Annotated in this window: 3 protein-coding genes; all 3 read left to right on the top strand. The window is 52.7% G+C overall.

Annotated elements, in window-relative coordinates:
• Window positions 1-94 precede the first annotated feature (94 nt).
• The 3 genes from SD425_RS03665 (at window position 95) to SD425_RS03655 (ending at window position 20,258) form a co-directional block, all read left to right on the top strand.
• Window positions 95-577: a DinB family protein gene (locus SD425_RS03665; protein WP_324675532.1), complete on the top strand. Its 483-nt coding sequence runs from the start codon at window positions 95-97 to the stop codon at window positions 575-577.
• A 1,014-nt stretch (window positions 578-1,591) separates the two neighbouring features.
• Window positions 1,592-10,243, top strand: a complete 8,652-nt coding sequence (locus SD425_RS03660; protein WP_324675530.1) for a T9SS type A sorting domain-containing protein — start codon at window positions 1,592-1,594, stop codon at window positions 10,241-10,243.
• Between the two features lie 454 nt (window positions 10,244-10,697).
• A complete protein-coding gene (locus tag SD425_RS03655) occupies window positions 10,698-20,258 on the top strand; it encodes a right-handed parallel beta-helix repeat-containing protein (RefSeq protein ID WP_324675527.1) in 9,561 nt (3,186 codons plus the stop codon).
• Window positions 20,259-20,328: the final 70 nt, after the last annotated feature.

Raw genomic sequence — 20,328 nt, 5'->3', positions numbered from 1 at the left:
CCCAAGGGAGCCTGAAGCATCGGAAAACGTTTTGTTGAAACCTACGTTTGGCTTGATCAAGAAACTACTAAGTAATTAAGTAGACACCGACTTCATGGAAAAGCATGCACGCGAAGCTTTGGTAAAAGAGCTTATTCAATTATTAGAAGGAGGAAATGCTCACGTTCCTTTCGAGGAGGCTTGCGCTTCTATTCCACTTGAACTTCTAAACAAGCCGGCGACAGGGCTCCCCTATACCATTTGGCAATTAGTCGAGCACGTGCGAATAGCGCAGTGGGACATCGTGGAGTTTTGTATTAACCCAGAACATCAGTCCCCGAAGTGGCCTGATGAGTACTGGCCGAGCGCCAAAGATCTTGCTGATCAGGCGCGTTGGGAAACCACCCTAGCTCATATTCAGCAAGATAAAACCCGGTTCGTAGCGTTGCTCCACGACTCAAACCATGATCTGTTCGAGCCTCTTGCGCATGGTACAGGTCAGAACATTTTCCGGGAAGCTGTACTCATCGCCGACCATACTGCTTATCACACGGGGCAGATTATTTTGCTTCGTCGCCTATTAAACAACTGGTCATAAGCTGGTTGCAACAACCCTAGCTTTCAACGGGCACGAATCCATTACCCGATTGCATTGCTCGCAGAGCAACTTACCAGCCTACCACTGAAGTCTTTTCTTCCGAGAATCAAGAAGATGCTTGACAAAAGCTAGCTTATAAGCTCTTCTTCTAAGTATTAAAAAAGCAGTGCCCCAACTCTTTGCCCTAAGCAGAGTTGGGGCACTGCTTTTTTGCGTGGAGCTGTTTTAGCACATCTAGACTCTGTCGGCACAGTTGCAAAGCAGCTTCGACTCACCTAGTCCGGGCTCGCTAATGCCTACCACCAATTCAGCAACTAGGCCTCTCTTTCCTAAGCGCCTTGCTACATGGGATCTTGCTCCTTACTAACCGCATCATTGGATATTACTAATAAATAATATTAAATAAAAAATACAATTTATGTGAATTAAAATAATCGCTTGTCTATTATATAAATATAAGCAGTATAATATTTTTGTATCTCTGATAAGCAAACTTCTATTTGTTGAAATATTTAACTGATGTATGGCACATTTTTAGTTCGTCTCTATTTATATAAACCAGATAAAAACACTCATTTTTATCTGGTTTATCATTGAATATCAGCTTACTAAATAATATTCATGTAAAATTTTCAAAGCAAGCTACTATATATAACCTCTATTTTATTGATATAATTTCCCATAAATAGATTACTCATTCCCATTTATGGAACACAACACCACTACATAATTAAACTAGTAATACACGAAGTAAAAACACATAAAACACCTCGTCTATTCATAATAATTATACAAAAATCTACCTGATAAATAGAATCACCGATCAGAAAGACTAATCATAATTCCCAAAATAGAACTTCTGCTCGATTGCCTAAACCTGCCGCTAACTAACCCTCATAACATCCCACTTCCATCTTCATGAAGACAGCTTTACGATTTTTAGGGCTTTTATTAGCCCTAGTTCCTTTAGGGCTTCCTCCTGCTTGGGCTCAGACGTGCACGACAACCAGCACGGTGAACTATACCAATACGGGTACCACAGGTGATGAGCGGACAAGAACCCGAGCAGTAAACGGCACCTCTTTCACGTTCAACGGCTACACCAGCACGGTACCCGCCGGGCAGACAAACATTTTCTCGGTAGGAACGAGTGGTAACCTAAGCGGTCAATCGCTTGTCTGGCAGCAGGATAATCAGAACGTCGTTGGCGCTAATAGCTCCTCTGTCACGCTCACCTTCACACGCCCAGTTAACAACCTAACCTTCCAGTTTCAGGACATCGACTCGGATGTTAACTTCATTGATGACCTGGTATTTGAGCCGTATATTAATGGGAGCACTACTCCTGCAACACTAACTAGTGCCAACTTCGCGACCAACGCTAACAACGAATATGTAAGCGGCGGCAGAGTACGGGGCAAAGGTGGCAACGTAGCAGCAGGCAATACCGCTGGCGACCTAACCGCGACTATGCCTGCTGGCGTTACCAAGTTGGTGTTGTACTATAACAACTCGGCGGCCGCTAGTGCTGCAGGCCGCTTACAAACGATTGGCATCAACTCCATTAGCTGGTGTGCGCAAGCCGATTTATTTACTCAATTTATAACGGCACCCGACAACTCAGTTCCTGGGCAAAGCCTTACGTACACCGTGCAGTTCGGCAACAACGGACCAGATGTAGCAGCTTCCAACGTTGTGCGGCAGGTTACAGTACCAGCCGGCGCTACGGTGACCAACGCTGGCGGTGGAACTTATTCGGCTATCAATAACACGATTACGTGGCCAACTGTTACCACCTTAAACTCTGGTAGCAGCACTTCGTTTACGTACACGTACACGGCACCACTTGCTCTATCCGAATACAACAACATTGCTACTATTTCGGCCGGAACGGCGAGCAGTGACCCAACGGAGAATAACACCAGCACACGCAAGGTACTCGTAACACCTGCTTCTGCTCCATGCACGACAGCACCCGTTACGTTCGCATTTGCAGATCGTACCACTGGGGAAGATTGGAAAGCACGCGCGCAAGAAAGCGTGCCAAGTGCTAACGGTCCTACTAAAATTGGTACCAGCAACTACACGTTCAATAACACGGCTGGTTCGCTGCAGATAGGCACACTGAACAACCAAGGAGTGCTGGTATGGACTAATGATTTCTCCACTACAAACGGCAGCAACTCCATCCAGTTCAACTTTAGCCGCCCGGTATCTAACTTCAGTGTAGAAGTAAATAACATCAATTCACAGTCGGGCTTGCTCGCTACAGACTACACAGATCAGGTAGTATTTGCTGGATCGAATGGCACCTCTTCCGTAACGCCAACGCTTACCTCTTCTGGTGGTGTAACAATTGTAGGTGCTACCGCTACGGGCAACAGCACTACTAATGCGACTGTAACAGCGTCCTTCCCCCGTGCTATCAATACTCTCACCATCACCTTCAATAATGGCAACCCTGCTCTGAACAACCCCGATCAACAGATCATTGGCATTGTAGGTATGACCTGGTGCCGCCTAGCACCCGTGGCAAACGACGTGACCAACTCTGCTACGCTACCGAGCACGGCTGGTCAAGTCACCCTTGATCCCCTGAGTTCCTCTGTTGATGGTACAGTCCAGTCTTATACAATCACGGCTATTCCGGCTAGCTCGCAAGGAATACTTTACTATAACGCTACGGGTTCTACCTACCAGCCTGTAAGCAACGGCCAAGTGCTGACCGCAGCGCAAGCTGCAAGCTTACGTTTCGACCCAGCGGCAGGCAACATGGGTACCAGCGCTCAGTTTACCTACACCGTAAAAGATGATGCGAGCCTAACCTCAACCACGGCAGCTACCTTCACGATTCCTTTGCAGTACGTAGCGCCTTGCACGGTAACTACCACTCTTAACTATAGCACGCGCGCCGCGGGAGAAGATTGGCAGAATCGCACTGCCGAGGCAGTTCCTACTGGCTCTTCTGTAACACAGGTTAGCACTACGGGTTACAACCCTGGCGCCAATTCCGCTAACTCGTTCAATACAGCTACTTTGAACGGAGTGCAATCCCTACTTTGGAGCGTTGACTACTCCGCGAATAGTACCAACAGCTCTTCCGTCACATATACCTTCTCTCGCCTAGTATCAAACTTCGCCGTACGGATACAAGATATTGATATTGGTGGTGGATTTATTGACCGGGTCATCTTTACCGGTAGCGATGGTACTATTCCCGTTCTGCCTTCTTTATCAAAGGTCAACAGCAACTCAGCTATCGTAGCGACCAGCGGCAACGTGGCAACTGGTACTGCCAACACTACTAGCAGCGTAGATGGAACAGTAATAGCTTACTTTCCTAGCCCTATTAAAAGCTTAACTATAACGTATCAGAACGTTGGAGCAGGCAACGATGGTGCTTCTGCGGGTATTGGTATCGACCAAATGACTTGGTGCCGCTTGGACCCAGCAGCCAAAGACATCACGAATGCTAGCTTGCCCGCCGGCATTGGCGCCACAGCTATCAATAACCTCAGCGCAGCAGTCGATGGCACGGTGCAGTCGTACACGATTACGGCCCTACCACCTTCTGACCAAGGCACACTCTACGTCAACGGCGCTATTCTGAATACGACCAACTTCCCCGGACTAGTACTGACGCCGACGCAGGCTACTCAGCTTTCCTTTATTCCGGCAGTAACATACAGTGGCCCGGTCAACTTCACGTACACTGTAACCGACGACCAAGGACAGAAAGATGCGACACCGGCTACGTACACCATCCCAGTAACGGCAACCGGAGCCAGTGGCATTGCCGCAGCTTGTGCTATCCCCGGCAAAGACGGAAACGCCATAGGCCTGACGATTAATCCCGATGCGTATTATCCTAGTATTACTGCCCAGACTCTAGCCGCTGGAGCAAAGTCGATTCAGGTGACCGCTGCAGCTGGAGCTCAAACCGATATCACGGCTGGCGACCTTCTGCTGGTTATCCAGATGCAGGGGGCTGACATCGACAACAGCAACAGCGATGCGTACGGCGACGGTGTAGCGGGTGGTGCAGCCAATGGCAACTTAAATAACACAAACTTCATTGCGGGTCAGTACGAGTATGTAGTGGCGGCTAACACCGTGACGGCCGCTAGTGGCGGTACCATTCAACTCGTTAATGGGTTGAAGTTCGGCTACCAAAATGCTGCCGCAACGACAACTTCCGGTCAGCGACGCTTCCAAGTGATTCGCGTGCCGCAGTATGGCAACCTTACCCTAGGTGCTACCATCACGCCTAGCCCATGGAATGGCTCCACGGGTGGTATCCTCGTGATTGACGTAGCGGGCCAGACGAGCCTGAACAACTTCAACCTCGATGTAACGGGTGCCGGTTTCCGTGGTGGTGCTGGTCGTGTTCAATCGACTGTTACGGGCAATGACGCTTCTTACGTTACAACCACAGCTTCTGACTACAATGCGCAAAAGGGTGAAGGCACGGCCGGCACTCCGCGCTATGTGAACACAGGCACTGCCGTGTTGGATACGAATACGGATGGCTACCCGAACGGCGGCAGCGCCAGCCGTGGTGCCCCCGGCAACGCTGGTGGCGGTGGCAACAACAACATCGATAACAGCGGCGGCGGCGGCGGTGCCAATGGTGGCGCTGGTGGTCGTGGCGGCAACAACTTCTTCAGCAACCTAGCCATTGGCGGCGAACCTGGCGCCAACTTCGCGGCAGTCAACAGCAACCGCCTCGTTCTAGGTGGCGGCGGTGGTGCTGGCTCTACAAACAATGGCACCGGCACTCCCAATAATGGCTTTGCTAGCAGTGGTAAAGCAGGTGGTGGCATCGTCATCCTACGTACTGGCTCTATTACGGGCACTGGCTCCATCATTGCTAGTGGTGCAGCACCTAATAACACCGTAGTTGACGATGGCGGCGGCGGCGGCGGCGCTGGTGGCTCTATCTTGGTCACGGCTACAAATCCTGCTGGTTTAATAAACGTTACGCTCACGGCCAATGGCAGTGACGGCGGAACCAACACAGGTGGTTCTGGCGGTGCTCATGGACCTGGTGGCGGTGGCGGTGGCGGCGTCATCTTGGCCAACGGTACCGTGAAAGGCACTTCAGTTTCGAGCGGTGCTAACGGCACAACGACAGGCGGCGTGGCTTTCGGCGCAGCTGCTGGCTTGGTGGGCGTAGTAAATGCTCAGATCAGCAGCAGCATTGCCAACAGCGCAACGGGTTCCGTTTGCGCCTCGGATGTCACAACGACGCTAACTGGTCCGGCTACGTTGGATGCTGGCCAGCCTTCGGGCACGTACCTAGCTACCTTCACTAACAACGGTCCGAACTCGGCCGACGGTGTAACACAGCGTGTGACGCTGCCAGCAGGTGCCACGTTCACGAGCACTCAGCTGAGCACTATCCAAACGGCGTATCCGGGCACGACTTACGAACCAAGCACGCGCGTGCTCTACTTCAGAGGCACCACAACCACGTTAGCTGGTGGCGCTACCAACTCGTTCAGCTTTGCCTTCACCGCTCCAACCACAACGGGTTCTGTACCCATGAGCAGCACGGTGGCAACCACATCAGGGCAGGGAGTGAATGCCGCTCCCGATCAAGCAACACTCAACCTGACCGTAAATGCGGTTTCGGATGTAGCAGCTACTATTTCGGGTAATGGCCCAGTGAGCGCGGGCGGTTCTGGTACGTTCACAGTTAACTTCACCGACTTAAGCGCAACAGGTCCCCAGACGGCAAACGGCGTCGTAGCAACTGTGCAACTCCCCGCTGGCCTAGGTACGGTCACCTTCACAGGCATGACCGGCTCTTACAACAATACAACTGGCCTGGTAACGTATCCTAGCATTACTTCGCTCACGAGTGGTCAGCTAGTTACCTCCACCATCGCCTACACGCAACCGACGACGGCCGCAGTGGTAGCAACAGCTTCGATCAGCACAACGTCGAACGAAGCAGGTCAAACAGCCAACAACATGGCAACGGCTACCAACAACACGACGGCCGTGTACGACGTCACAACGGCTATCAGCGGTCCGGCCACTATCACGGCAGGTAGCCAAGTGCTATACAATGTATCAACTACGAACAGTGGCACCAGCTCAGCTGCACCTAACGTAACGCAGACGGTGACACTACCCGTTGGGGCTGCCAACATCTTCGTGACTGGTGGCGCAACTTACGACGCAACAACGCGCGTTGTGACGTTCCCGGCTATCACGTCGCTCGCCGCTGGGCAGACGGTTAACAACACCGTTAGCTTCACTGCTCCAAGCAGCAACTACTCGGTAAGTGCTCGCGTGGCCTCGGCGCCGGCTGATACAAACACGGGCAACAACACGGCTTCGGTGAATACCAGTGTAACGGCTCCGCCCGTAACGACTACCAATGCTAACACATTCGTGACGGTAACATCATCAGCTGCTAGCATCAACGCTGGTTCTGCCATCACATTCAACGTCACGCAAGGCAACGCTGGCAAAGATCCGGCAACGGACGTCGTGACGCGAGTAGCAATACCCACTGGCTTGCCTACGGCTATCACGGATGCCAACGTTGTTAAAATCGGCGGTGCAGCTCCAACGTCCGTTTCGGGCACGGTGGCTACCTACGCCAATGGAGCAATTTATGATGCGAGCACCGGCATTGTCACATTCAAGTCAATAGCTTCGCAAAGTGCAGGAGCTGCCAATAACAATTCCTACTCCATCACCTTTACTGCGCCGGCTTCGGGTGTTGTAACAGCCACAGCCGATGTGAGCGCTACTACGCTTGATAACGTAGCAGCCAACAACGTAGCGACGGCTCAGGCAACGGTGAACTCGGCGGCTACGGATGTAACGACAGCTCTAAGCGGTCCTACTTCCGCCATGCCTGGTCAACGCCTGACGTATACGGTGACGACGACCAACACCGGCCTAGCTCCTGCTGGCAACGTGGTTCAAACGGTCAACATCGCAGCAGGACTTGCCACAAGCGGCACTAGTGCCGTAACCATCGGCGGCAGTGCCCCTAGCTCCGTGAACGGCGACGTAGCAACGTATCCGAATGGCGCGACTTACAATGCCAGCACTGGCGTTGTCACGTTCCAAGCACTTACGTCAGCGGCCGGTGGCAGCTCCGTTACGAACAGCATTGCTTACACGGCACCTGCTAACAATGGAGCAAGCTTAGTGAACATTGCATCGGTCACGACTAACTCGGCCGAGACAAGCCTAACCAACAACACGGCGATGGTTACAACAACCATCATGGCTAGCGCCGACGTGCAGGTAAGGCTCACAGGACCTAGCACCATCGTTGCCGGTAACCCGCTCACGTATGCGGTGACTACTACCAACAACGGCGGTTCCGTTGCGGCGAGTGTCACGACTACTGTGCAGTTGCCAAGTGGCTTAACCGGTGTTGTGGTGCGCGACGCAGCCGGCAACGTGCTGCCTAACTCTACTACCTCGGGCTATAACAGTGCTGATGGTGTTGTCCGTTTCCCAGCTCAGTCCAATCAGAGCGTTGGTAATGATGCCGCTACTTCCGGAACTATAACCTTGAATGCTCCGGCTAGCACCAACGTACTTGTGCCCGTTGCAACAGCAATGGTAACGGGAACGACTGATCCTAATGTTAGCAACAACTCGGCTAGCCTAGCTACCACAGTTCAACCCGCTACAACGGCACAGAACGATCTGACCACGATCCTTTTGGCCAACGTTGTCACCCAAACAGCTGGTCAGCCAGTGACCTTTACCGTCACGACGACCAACGCGGCAACTAGCACGGGTACGGCAACGGGTGTGGTGCAAACCGTGCAACTACCAGCAGGCCTCACCAGCAATGGAGGTACTGTAGTAGTAACGGGCGGTGGCAGCTACGACAACGTCACTGGCTTGGTGACTTTCCCCAGCACGAGCATCCCAAACACAGGGGCTGCAGGTGCCGTCACCAACACCATCACGGTAAGCAAAGCACCTAGCATTGATCCAATGGTAGCCATAGCGGCTGTGCGCGGCAACGAATCGGATCCGACAACGAGTGATAACACGACCGTAGTTAAGATAGCTATTACGTCGAGCGTAGACGTTGCGACCAGCATAACAGGTCCGGCAACTACCGTAGCTGGCAACACGGTGAATTATTCGGTAGTAACGCGCAACAATAGTGCTTCGCCCGCTACTAACGTAACTCAAACTGTGACCCTGCCGGCCGGCGTAACGAGCTACTCTCTCAATGGTGGCGCGCCCATCACGGTAGCTTCAGGTGCTACGATTACCATACTGGTGCCCTCGACTCTTAACCCAGGTGACGTTAACACAGTAACCAACACGATCAGCTTTACGGCACCTAGCACGAGCTTCGCCGTGGTGAGTAACGTACGAGCTACTGGTGACAATGGTACAACTGGCAACAATACTGCGACTCAGAACACGGCAACAACAAGCAATCGTGCGCCGGTAGCGGCTAACTTGATAAATACGTTGCAGTCGCCTGAGGGCAACACGGCTGGTCCTCTGCTGCTTTCTTCGCTAAGCGCCACGGACGCAGATGGTAACACGGACATTAAAACGTATACCATCGCAACGCTCCCGAGCAACACCCAGGGTATTCTCTACAACGGAACTACTGCGTTGGCGCCGGGTGCTACCGTCACCTTAGCTGACATTGCGAAATTGACGTTTGACCCAGCTGCAGGGTACGTAGGCAATGCTTCTTTCACTTATACGGCTACGGATGCCGCTGGTGCTACTTCGCTGCCTGCTACCTACCTCATTCCAGTTGGTCAAGATGTGAACTCCGTGTACACGAACACCACGCCGAAAGGAGGCAACAATCCCTATCAGGATAGCGACATCATCAGCAATGCCTTCGACGCAAATGGTGGCACCTACAACGCGGCTTCTCCCCAGGCCATCACCGACAATGGTGTTCGCTCAGCGGCACTAGCTTCGGGCAGCAATGCGCTGCCAGCTGGCGTGACCATCAATTCTACTACTGGTGTTCTTACTGTCTCCAACCGGGCTCTGCTGAAGAGTGGTACGTACACAGTAACGATCACGACGGTAGATGCCAACGGGGGTACGAACACTCAGCCTGTGACGTTCACGATTGGTAGCCTCCCGCTACCCGTCGAGCTGACGGCTTTCACAGCTACTGCAAAAGGCAATGACGCAGTACTTGCTTGGTCGACTGCTTCGGAGAAAGCCAATGACCACTTCGAAGTAGAACGCTCGCTTGATGGGATTACGTTTGTGGCTGCAGGCACGGTGAAAGGTCAGGGTACTAGCACTACCGCGCACGAATACAGCTTGCTCGATGCTCGTGCCGCTCGCCTAGGCCAAAAAATCTACTACCGCCTCAAGCAAGTAGATACAGACGGTACTGTGGCTTACTCGCCTGTACGTACGGTGGCGTTTGTGACGGAGCCTGCGCAGGTCAACGTAAGTCTATACCCAAACCCAACTACTGCGGAAGCACATTTGGATCTGAGCACGCTACCAACTGGAACGTACACAGTGTCCTTGGTTGACCTAAGTGGCCGTACAATAGCAACGCAGGTAGTAGATGGTGGATTGGTGCACGTGCTCCATGTACAACACTTGCCTAGTGGTGCCTACCTCATCCTAATTAACGGGAAAGACACGCATATTACGAAGCGCTTATTGAAGCAATAGCAGTTCAATAAGGTAAGTTCAAAGCAAAAGAGCCCCACCAAATTGGTGGGGCTCTTTTGCTTTACAAGGCTTTTGTTAAAAGATTTATTTTTATAGTACAAATATTAAATTAGAGCGTTGAATAAATTTATTATAAAAATAATTACAAATACACGTACAGCACATAAACAATACGCCTACGTTCTGATAATATTTTTTCCCAGATTAAAACCTCGTCAGTAACTTAAAACGTAACTCCTAGGCTTAATATCGAATCATATAAATTATTCTGCTAATCTAGTCATTCATCAACTAAATGATCTGCATTTGTCGGGCGCGCACTGGCATTCGTCGAATTGTTTTATTCTTAGCTCAACCACAGACCAGGTTCGCATCATAATTGATTCTGTGTTTTTCCCAAAATGACATACTGCTAAACTTCATTCGTCACACATTATCTCCCCTTAACTATAGCATGAGAACAACTTTACGTTTTGTTGTTCTGCTCTTGGCCTGGACCGCCTTGGGCAGGACCGTGGCGTGGGCACAGTGTCAGCCGTCTTTTCTGGACAACAGTACTTCTTCCAACGGCTTAACGGCAGAGTATTATCGCACGACTTTCTATCAAGAAGCAGGCTTCAACGCAAACGCTATTACGTTTTTTCAGCGTACAGCTCAGCAACGTCGTATCGACCAAACGGTAAACTTCACAACTGCCACTTTTTCGATTCCTGCTACTGCATTTTCGTCGGGTACGACAGCTAACCCCGATAACTTCAGTGCACGCTATCGGGGAAGCATCAATATTCCGGTAGCGGGTAGCTATACATTCTATCTGACCTCAGATGACGCGTCGTACATGTGGATTGACAATCCCGCTTTAGCGACGACTCCTAACGCTGCGAATGCTTCCATCAGCAACGGCGGACCCCATGCTGCAAGTGAGAAGTCATTCACAGTTACCTTAACTGCTGGTTTTCACGATGTGCTGATTCTGTATGCAGAAGAAGGTGGCGAAAACGTTATAAAATTAGAATATGCTAGCACTGCAGCTGGTATTGCTCGCCAGGTAATTCCTGCTTCTGCATTGTGTGCTGGTCCTGCTTCAGCTAACAATGCTCCGGTAGCTAGCAACCTTACCAACGCAACAGTAGCTATTTCATCTGCATCGGCGGTACTATCGCCTAACTTATCAGGCACTGACGCAGATGGTACCCTAGCTTATTATAACATCTTGACGCTACCAGCTGCAACGGCTGGCGTATTGCGTTTTAATAACACAGCAGTAGTAGCTGGGCAAGCTATTCTTTCGAGCCAACTCAACCTTCTGACTTTTACGCCAGTCGCTGGTTATACGGGCAGTGCATCCTTCACGTATACAGTCACGGACAATACTGGGCGTACGGCTCAAACAGCTGCTACGTACACGATTCCTGTAGCTTCTACGATCAGTGGTGTAGTGTTCGAGGATGTAAACTACGGAGGTGGTGCTGGCCGGCCTAGCACGGCCAGTGGTGCAGTGGCTCGCCCGAATGCCACAGTTGAGCTGTACAACAGCTCCGGAGCACTAGTCACGACGACAACAACCGATGCTGCTGGGAAGTACACGTTCAACGTACTTAATGGCACCTATACTATTCGCGTCGTTAATAGCACAGTGTCTTCCTCACGTACAGGTTCCACGGCGGCCCTTATTCCCGTACAGACGTACAATGGTACTACCACCCGCGTTGGTGGTGAGAATCCTTCGTACACTGACGCTGCTGCCAACTCAGGCAGTCAGACGCTAGCCGCATTGAGTTCAGGTACTATCCTACCTGAGTCTATTGCCACAATAATCAGCAGTGGTGCAGCAACTGTCGGTCCCGACTTCGGCTTTAACTTCGACTTGGTGGTTAATACCAACAACGCCGGCCAGGGCTCACTCCGACAGTTTATTCTGAACGCGAATGCTCTAGGTAATGAAGCGGCTTTGGCGCAAAGCGGATCGTACATCAATGCCGGAACAACAACGGCTTTGCCCGCTAGTAAAGAAACGAGCATCTTCATGATTCCCTCGGGCCAGGCAGTAGCTGGTTTACTGGCTTCGACAAACAATGGCCCCGCTTCGCAGCTGACCAACGGGGTAGCCGTGATTTCGCCTACCGCAGTGCTAACTAACATCACGGGCCCGAACACCAACCTTGATGCGACTACGCAAACAGCCAACATCGGTGATAACAACACGGCCGTACTTGGTACAGGTGGCACGGTAGGCACGAATAACACGGTCCTCAACAAAGTAAACGGCCCTGAAGTACAGCTGGTAGGCACGCGCGGCTTCGATGGCCTAGTAGTAGCAGGCGCTAGTACCACTATCCGTGGCCTGAGTCTCTACCGGTTTGACCACAACATCACTGTCAACGCTGACATCACTAACTTTTTGGTCGAGCAGAACGTGCTAGGTACGTCGGCCACAAGCTTCACCGACCCCGGAGTGGGAGCACGGACTGTTAACGAAGGTATTTTACTGAACGATGCTGACAACGGAACTGTCCGCAACAACCTCATCGGCTACAATGGCGGTATGGGCGTTTGGGTACAAGGCTTCAACAACGGCTCCAATAACAACACCATCGCAGGCAACGAAATCCGTGGCAACGCCCAAGAGAGCAAGCCGGCTCCGGAAGGACTCGTTTTCGACGGCTTAGAGCTACAAGGCGCTAGCACAGGCAATACGGTGTCGGGTAACCTAATCACGGGTACCAATGGTCACGGCATCGATTCTTACTTTAACGCCATTGGTGGTAACACCATCACAGGTAACACCATCTCCAACAACGGAGTAGCGGTGACGAACAACACCGGCGAAGAAGGTTCGGGCTTGCGTATTTTCGGCGCTACTAACCTGACAGTTATCTCAAACAACATACTCTCAGGCAACAACGGCTCGGGCATACTGGTAGCCGGTTCGGCTAATACTGTTCGTATTTCACAGAACTCCATTTTCGGCAACACTCGTTTAGGCATCGACTTGCTGAGCACGGCCGAGAACAACGCACCTACCTTCTACAATGGTAATACGGGGGCGACAACCAACGTCACCATCAACGATGACGGGGATGGTGACACGGGCGGCAATGGTCTGCTCAACTTTCCGGTTATCACCTCCGCTACTGTGCAGGGCAATACTCTAGTTGTGCAAGGTTACGCGCGCCCTGGCGCTCTTATCGAGTTTTTTGCAGCCGCAGGCACTGCCAACAGCGTGGCAGCTAACGCCGGATTTGGTCAAGGTCAAACCTACCTAGGTAGCTTCACCGAAGGATCTGCAGACGATTTGAACGGAGGTACAGGCTCATACTCGGGTACTATCAACGGCTTAACACAAGGAGCAGACAACACCAACCGTTTTGCCTTCTCTATTCCGCTGACCGGCAACTTCGCCTCCATTACCACTGGCTCGGTACTTACCAGCACAGCGACCCTCGGCAACTCTACTTCGGAGTTCTCCGGCAATGTAACGGCGCAGAACGTGGCCCTAACAGGTTATGTGTTTGAAGATGTGAACTACGGTGGCGGCGCAGGCCGTTCGCGTGCTACAGCTGGCACGGCCACACGCCCTAATGCTCGTGTAGAACTATACGATAACACTGGCACGTTCGTAGCGGCTACCACCACCGACGCTACCGGCCAGTACTCCTTCAACGCAGCAGCGGGTACCTACACCGTCCGTGTTGTTAATAATACGGTCACTAGCAGCCGTGCAGGTTACGTCGCTGGCTTGCTTCCCGTACAGACCTACAACGGTACTAGCAGCCGCGTAGGTGGCGAAGCTCCAGCAAAAGTAGATGCTGCTAACGGCGCTACCGGTACCATCTTAGCTGATTTGAACACGGCTACTACAATTGCGGAAAGCCAAGCCACTATTACAATTGGTTTAGCCAGTAACACTACTGGTCCGGATTTCGGCTTTAACTTCGATGTGGTGACTAACACCAACGATTCGGGTCAAGGCTCACTGCGGCAGTTCATCACCAACGCTAATGCGCTTACTAACGCGAACCTAGCTCAAGTTGGGCAGACCGCGGGCAAGGAGGTTTCTATCTTCATGATTCCGAATGGCGCTACTACCAATGTTCCGGCAGGTTTGCGTGCTGGTCTGCCTTCAGGCTTGACCAACGGCGTAGCCCTGATTACAGTTGCTACCACGCTTCCGGCTCTCACGGATGCCAATACAACGCTTGACGGCTCAACGCAGACCTCAAACATTGGCGACACGAACACGGGCACGCTAGGTACAGCAGGCACTGTAGGAGTAGGACCCGATGGCATTGCGAACACAGGTGACGAACTAGCTCTGACGGCCGTGAACAAGCCGGAAGTTCAGATTCAAAGCACAACATCTACAACCGTCAATATCGGCCTCGATGTACAAGCGGCTGGCACGACACTGCGCGGCTTATCGGTACTAGGCTTTGGCACGGCAACCAACGATGACAACAATGCAAACGTGCGGGTTGGTAACATCACCGGCTTCCTGATCGAAAATGACTTCTTAGGCATTGCTGCTACGACCAGCAGCCTAGCTTATAGCACAACATCCTCGGGTACGGGCGACAACCTGCGCATCATCAGCGGTAAAGGCAACGGCACTACTACCGGCGCCACGGCTAGTATTATCCAAAACAACCTGATTGGGTACGCACAAGGCAAAGGTATTGGCGTGGAAAACGGCTCAACGGGCGTTGTGATTCGTAACAACGAAATTCGCAACAACAGCATTGGCGCCGACAACCTCGACGGCATTGATATTGAGAATAGCTCAGCAACGATAATAACCGGTAACTATATCCTCGACAACTTCGGAGCAGGTGTAGATATGTACGGTTCGGCGGGCAGCAATACCATCACAGGGAACACTATCACGAACAATGGCCGCGCTAACGGTGAAAACGCTGGTGTTCGGTTATTCGGCAGCAGCAACAGGGTTAGCCAAAACATCATCACCAACAACATTGGCGCTGGTATTGCCGTCACAAATGGTACTAACACGACGAGCACTGCGACTAACACGAACAACAACGTGCTGTCGATGAATTCGATCAGCGGTAACGGCAGCGTAGCTTCCAACGGCAACGTGACCACCGGTAACATCGGCATTGATCTGGAGACGACTAATAACACGCTGCCCGGTGGCTCCTCACCTTTCGTGTCGTACAACGACAACGGCGATACGGATACGGGTGCTAATGGCCTGTTGAACTACCCCGTTATCACGGCGGCTACTATTCGTAATGGTAACCTGTTGCTGACAGGCTTCGCCAAGACCGGTGCATTGTTGGAGTTCTTTGTTGCTACCTCAAACGCGCCTGCACTCAATGCCATCGGCGCTAATTTCGGGCAGGGCGCAGCTTACTTGTTCTCGCGCACCGAAGGCTCGGCTACAGACCTAGATGCCACCACCGGCAGCTATGGTCAGAGCAATGCCACTATCAACGGCTTCTACCAGGGCACGGAGACGGGTCAAAATCGCTTCTCCTTCTCGATTCCGCTTTCTTCTTTGACTTCGGCTCAACAAGCAGCGCTGGCAACCAGCGGTGTAAAGCTGACGGCTACGGCTACGATCACCTCTGCTTCGGCTACGGAGCGCGGCACTTCCGAATTCTCAGGTAACGTTCCTGTACAGCAGGCACCAGTCGCCAACAACGACTTTGCTACGACTACGCCAGGTACGGCTTATACCTTTGCGGGCACCACGGCCGTAACGGCAAACGACACGCCGAGCGGTACTATTGACCCAACGACCGTGACGCTTGGCACGGCTGTACCTACTTCACAGGGCGTCTTTACGGTAGATGCTAGCGGCAATGTGACCTTTACACCTGCTGCTGGTTTCGTAGGCATCGCTACGATACCTTATACCGTGAAAAACACTTCGGGTACGGTATCAAACACGGCTTACATCTCGGTAGAGGTAAAAGGTACCACCTTCAACCTAGCCACTACGATTTCGGGACCCTCGTCAGCTAATGCAGGTGCTTCGGTGACGTACAACGTAACCCCTAGCAACCCTGGCTTATTAGCTGCCACTGGCGTCGTAGAAACTGTGCAGTTGCCAGCAGGTCTCACCACTACGGGCTTCACAGTAGGCGGTAGCACGGGTACCCTGAGCAACAGCATCATTACCTTCCCGACCGGCAGCTACAACCAGAACACGGGCTTGCTGACGTTGACCATTGGTAACCTAGCGGCTAGCACCAGTGCGAGCGCAACGGCGGTAGTTTTCCCGGCTCCGGCTTCGGATCCATTGATTGTGACGGCTAACATTAGTGGCAACGGTGGTACAGAAACGACCACCACCGACAACATGGCTGCCGTACCGACGACTATCACGCCTCGCTTCGATGTAACGACAGCAATTAACGGCCCGAGTAACGTAACGGCTGGTAATGAGGTTACTTACACTATCGTGACGAGCAACGTGGCCACATCGGTTAACGTCAACTCGGTATCGCCGGCAACCAACGTAGTACAGACAGTAACGCTGCCTGGCAACGTAACCGGCATCTATGCTTCCAACGGCGGCACAGTGGCGTTCAATTCGGGCGCCAACACAACCACAGTAACGTTCCCAGCCATCAGCACGCTAGCTGCGGGTCAGTCACAGGTGAATACCATTAGCTTCGTGGCACCCAGCAACGACTTCCTAGCTCCCGTAGCAGTTGTCACCTCTGGCCTGACCAACACCAATGCCGGCGACATCAACTCGCCGACAGTTGGCACGAACAATAATACGGCGCAGCTAAACGGCGCAGCTGTGCGCCCCACGGTTACGAGCAAAGCCGGTACTGGTACAGCGACCAACGTGTATACGACCATTACGCCTTCTGCAACTAACGTGGCAGCAGGTGCTGACATCACCCTAACCATTACGGCTAGCAATGCTGGACCAGGTGCGGCGGCCGGTGTGCAGGAAACGGTAGCCTTACCCGCTGGCCTAACCTTCAGCAACCTAGGTGGTGGTTCCTATAATTCGGCTACAGGCTTGCTAACCTTCCCGGCGCTAACCTCGAACCTAGCAATAGGAAGTTCTCAGACGTACACCGTTACATTTGCTGCACCACAGCAAGGCTTTGTTCTAGCAACGGCCACAGTGAGCACCTCCAATGCTGACTTGGTTCCTAACGACAATGTGGCTGAAGCAAAGGTTGAAGTGACACCTGTAACGGATGTGGCTACCACCCTAGCTGGCCCAGTAGTGGCCCTACCCGGCCAGACGGTGAGCTACACGGTAACAACGGCGAACAATGGTGTTGCCACAGCTAATGGTGTTGTACAAAAAGTACAGTTGCCTGCTGGTTTGACCAACGTACAGCTCAACGGTGTAGCGGCTAACAGCACCCAATATGATGCTACTTCCGGTGTACTGACCATCAGCTTCGCCGATCCGCTAGCGATGGGTTTCACGCAAACGAATACTATTTCGTTCACGGCACCCGCTAGCATGAGCAGCTTTAGCCCGGTGGCATCGGTTAGCACTAGCACCAATGAAACTACTATTGCCAATAACACGGCGACGGTACTAACCACGATAACTCCTTCTGCTGATGTAACTGTTAGCGCAACGGCTGCAGCCTCGGCAGTGGTAGGCAACCAAGTACTCTACGTAGTAGGCACGACGAACAAGGGCGCGACAACGGCAACGAGTGTAGCACCCACGCTACAGCTGCCCGCCGGCTTAGGCGCTGCCAACGTTACGTTCCCTGGTGGTGCTAACACTGGCACGTACGACAACACCACTGGCTTAGTGACGTTCCCAATCGTAGGAGCACTAGCCAACGGGGCTAGCCTCTCGAACGAAGTAGCGGTAACTATGCCCGACGTAGCACAGCTAACAGGTGTAGCGCAGGTAACCACTACCAGCTACGACACGAACCTGGATAACAACTACGCCAGCGTGGCGACTACTCCGGTAACGGCCACCACGACGACAGCTGATTTGCAAGTAGCTACCTTCACACCTGCCACAACGGCGGTGAATGCTAGCACCGCGACTACACTGACGGCTACTTTCAGCAACCTAGGTACGGGCACCGCTACCAACGTAGTACCGCAGATTGTGTTGGTACCTGGCCTAACAGGTGTTACAGCATCAAACAACGGCAACTACGATCCTAACACGGGCATCGTGACATACCCAACAGTAGCTACCATCGCTGGTGGCGCCGCTGTGACAGGTACGTACACGGTGACTTTCACGGCCCCAGCCTCAGGTTCGATCAAGGCAGTAGCCGCCATTACGTCGGGTACTTCCGACGGCGCGCTAAGCAACAACACGGCTTTGGCTACGGTGAACGTAACCTCGCAGGCAAATGCGACGACCAGCATCAGCGGCCCCACGACGGCAGCATCTGGCTCGAACGTGACGACGGCGACACCTGGCTCGAGAGTGACCTATGCTGTAGCAACTTCCAATGTTAGCACGGCTTCGCCCGCTACCGGCGTGGTGCAAACGGTAATGGTGCCCAGCACAGTAACCGGCTTGACTTACCCGGCTGGTAGCTCCGTTAGTACAGCGAGCGGAATCACGACAATCACCTTCCCCACTATCGCTTCGCTGGCAGGTGGATCGGCTAACGCTGTAACGAACTACCTATCGTTCATTACGCCTTCCACGCCTACCACAGTGACGGTAGCAGGTGCTGTAACCTCTGACGTTGACACGAACACGGGCAACAACTCCGCGAGCGTTGTGACCATCAGCAACCGGGCACCAGTAGTCTACAACGTTGTCAACAGCCTTCAATCGCCAGAGGGTAACACGGCTACTAAGGCCATGCTTATCTCGCCACTAGTAGGCACCGACGCTGACAATAACACGTTAACCTACAAGATTACGTCGCTGCCTACTTCGGGCACGCTCTACTTGGCCGATGGCACCACTGTTGTTACGACGAGCACCAATCTCACGGCTGCTCAGGTTAGCCAGCTGCGTTACTTACCAGCTATTGGTTTCGTGGGCAATGCCTTCTTCAGCTACGTGGCTACCGATAATGCTACAGTAGCGGCTACGTCGAACACGGCTCTGTACACGATTCAGGTAGGAACTGACCAGAATTCAACGTACGCTGTTACGCCGACCAAAGGTGGCGTTTCGCCGTACCAGAACAACGACGTGCTGACGTATATCACCGATTTGAACGGCGCACGCTACGTTACCTCTGGTAGCTCGACCCTGGTGTACAATGCCACAACAGGTGTTCTGCTAGCTGGCGCTAGCAACGGCTTACCCACTACGGGAACAAACGCGACAGTGACATCAGGTTCGTCGCTCACCGCGGCACAGCTAGCACTTATCGGCGTGAGTTTGGATGCGACGACGGGCCAGTTATACGTGTCTGACCGCACGAAGCTGAAGTCAGGTAGTTACTCTGTAACCGTTACCACGACCGACGTGAATGGTGGCACAAACACCATCATTGAAAACTTCACGATCGGTTCGGCACCGCTGCCCGTGGAGCTGACGGCCTTCACTGCTACGGCGAAAGTGACTGATGCTGTACTAGCTTGGACAACGGCCTCGGAGAAGAACAACGACCACTTTGTGGTAGAACGCTCCTTCGACGGACAGCAGTTTACGGCAGTAGGCACCGTAGCCGGCAATGGCTCGACCAGCAGCGTACATAACTACAGCTTCGTTGACAAAGCCGCGGCTCGCTTCGGGCAAAAGCTCTACTACCGCTTGCGCCAAGTAGATACCGACAGCACCGAGTTTATCTCGCCTGTGCGCACGGTGCAGTTCTCGGCAGTGACGACCGTAGCCATGGAGCTCTACCCGAACCCGGCTGTTGACCAGACCACTCTCGACCTGACGCAGGTACCTGCCGGCACCTACTCGGTGACTCTGGTGGATGCGGCTGGCCGAGTACTGAGCACGCAGCAGCTAGCTGGTGGCATCACGCACACGCTTCAGGTTCAGAATCTACCTGCGGGTACTTACATCGTTGTCATCGATGGCAACTCGGTACACCTCAATAAGCGTCTGCTGAAGCAGTAAGCATTGCTTATTAGCTCTTCAAAAAAGCCTCTCCCACTTGGGAGAGGCTTTTTTGGTTTAAACAACTACT

Source organism: Hymenobacter sp. GOD-10R (assembly GCF_035609205.1).
Classification (GTDB): domain Bacteria; phylum Bacteroidota; class Bacteroidia; order Cytophagales; family Hymenobacteraceae; genus Hymenobacter.
The sequence above is the reverse complement of the archived record's forward strand: the minus strand, read 5'-3'. Positions and strand labels throughout refer to the sequence as shown.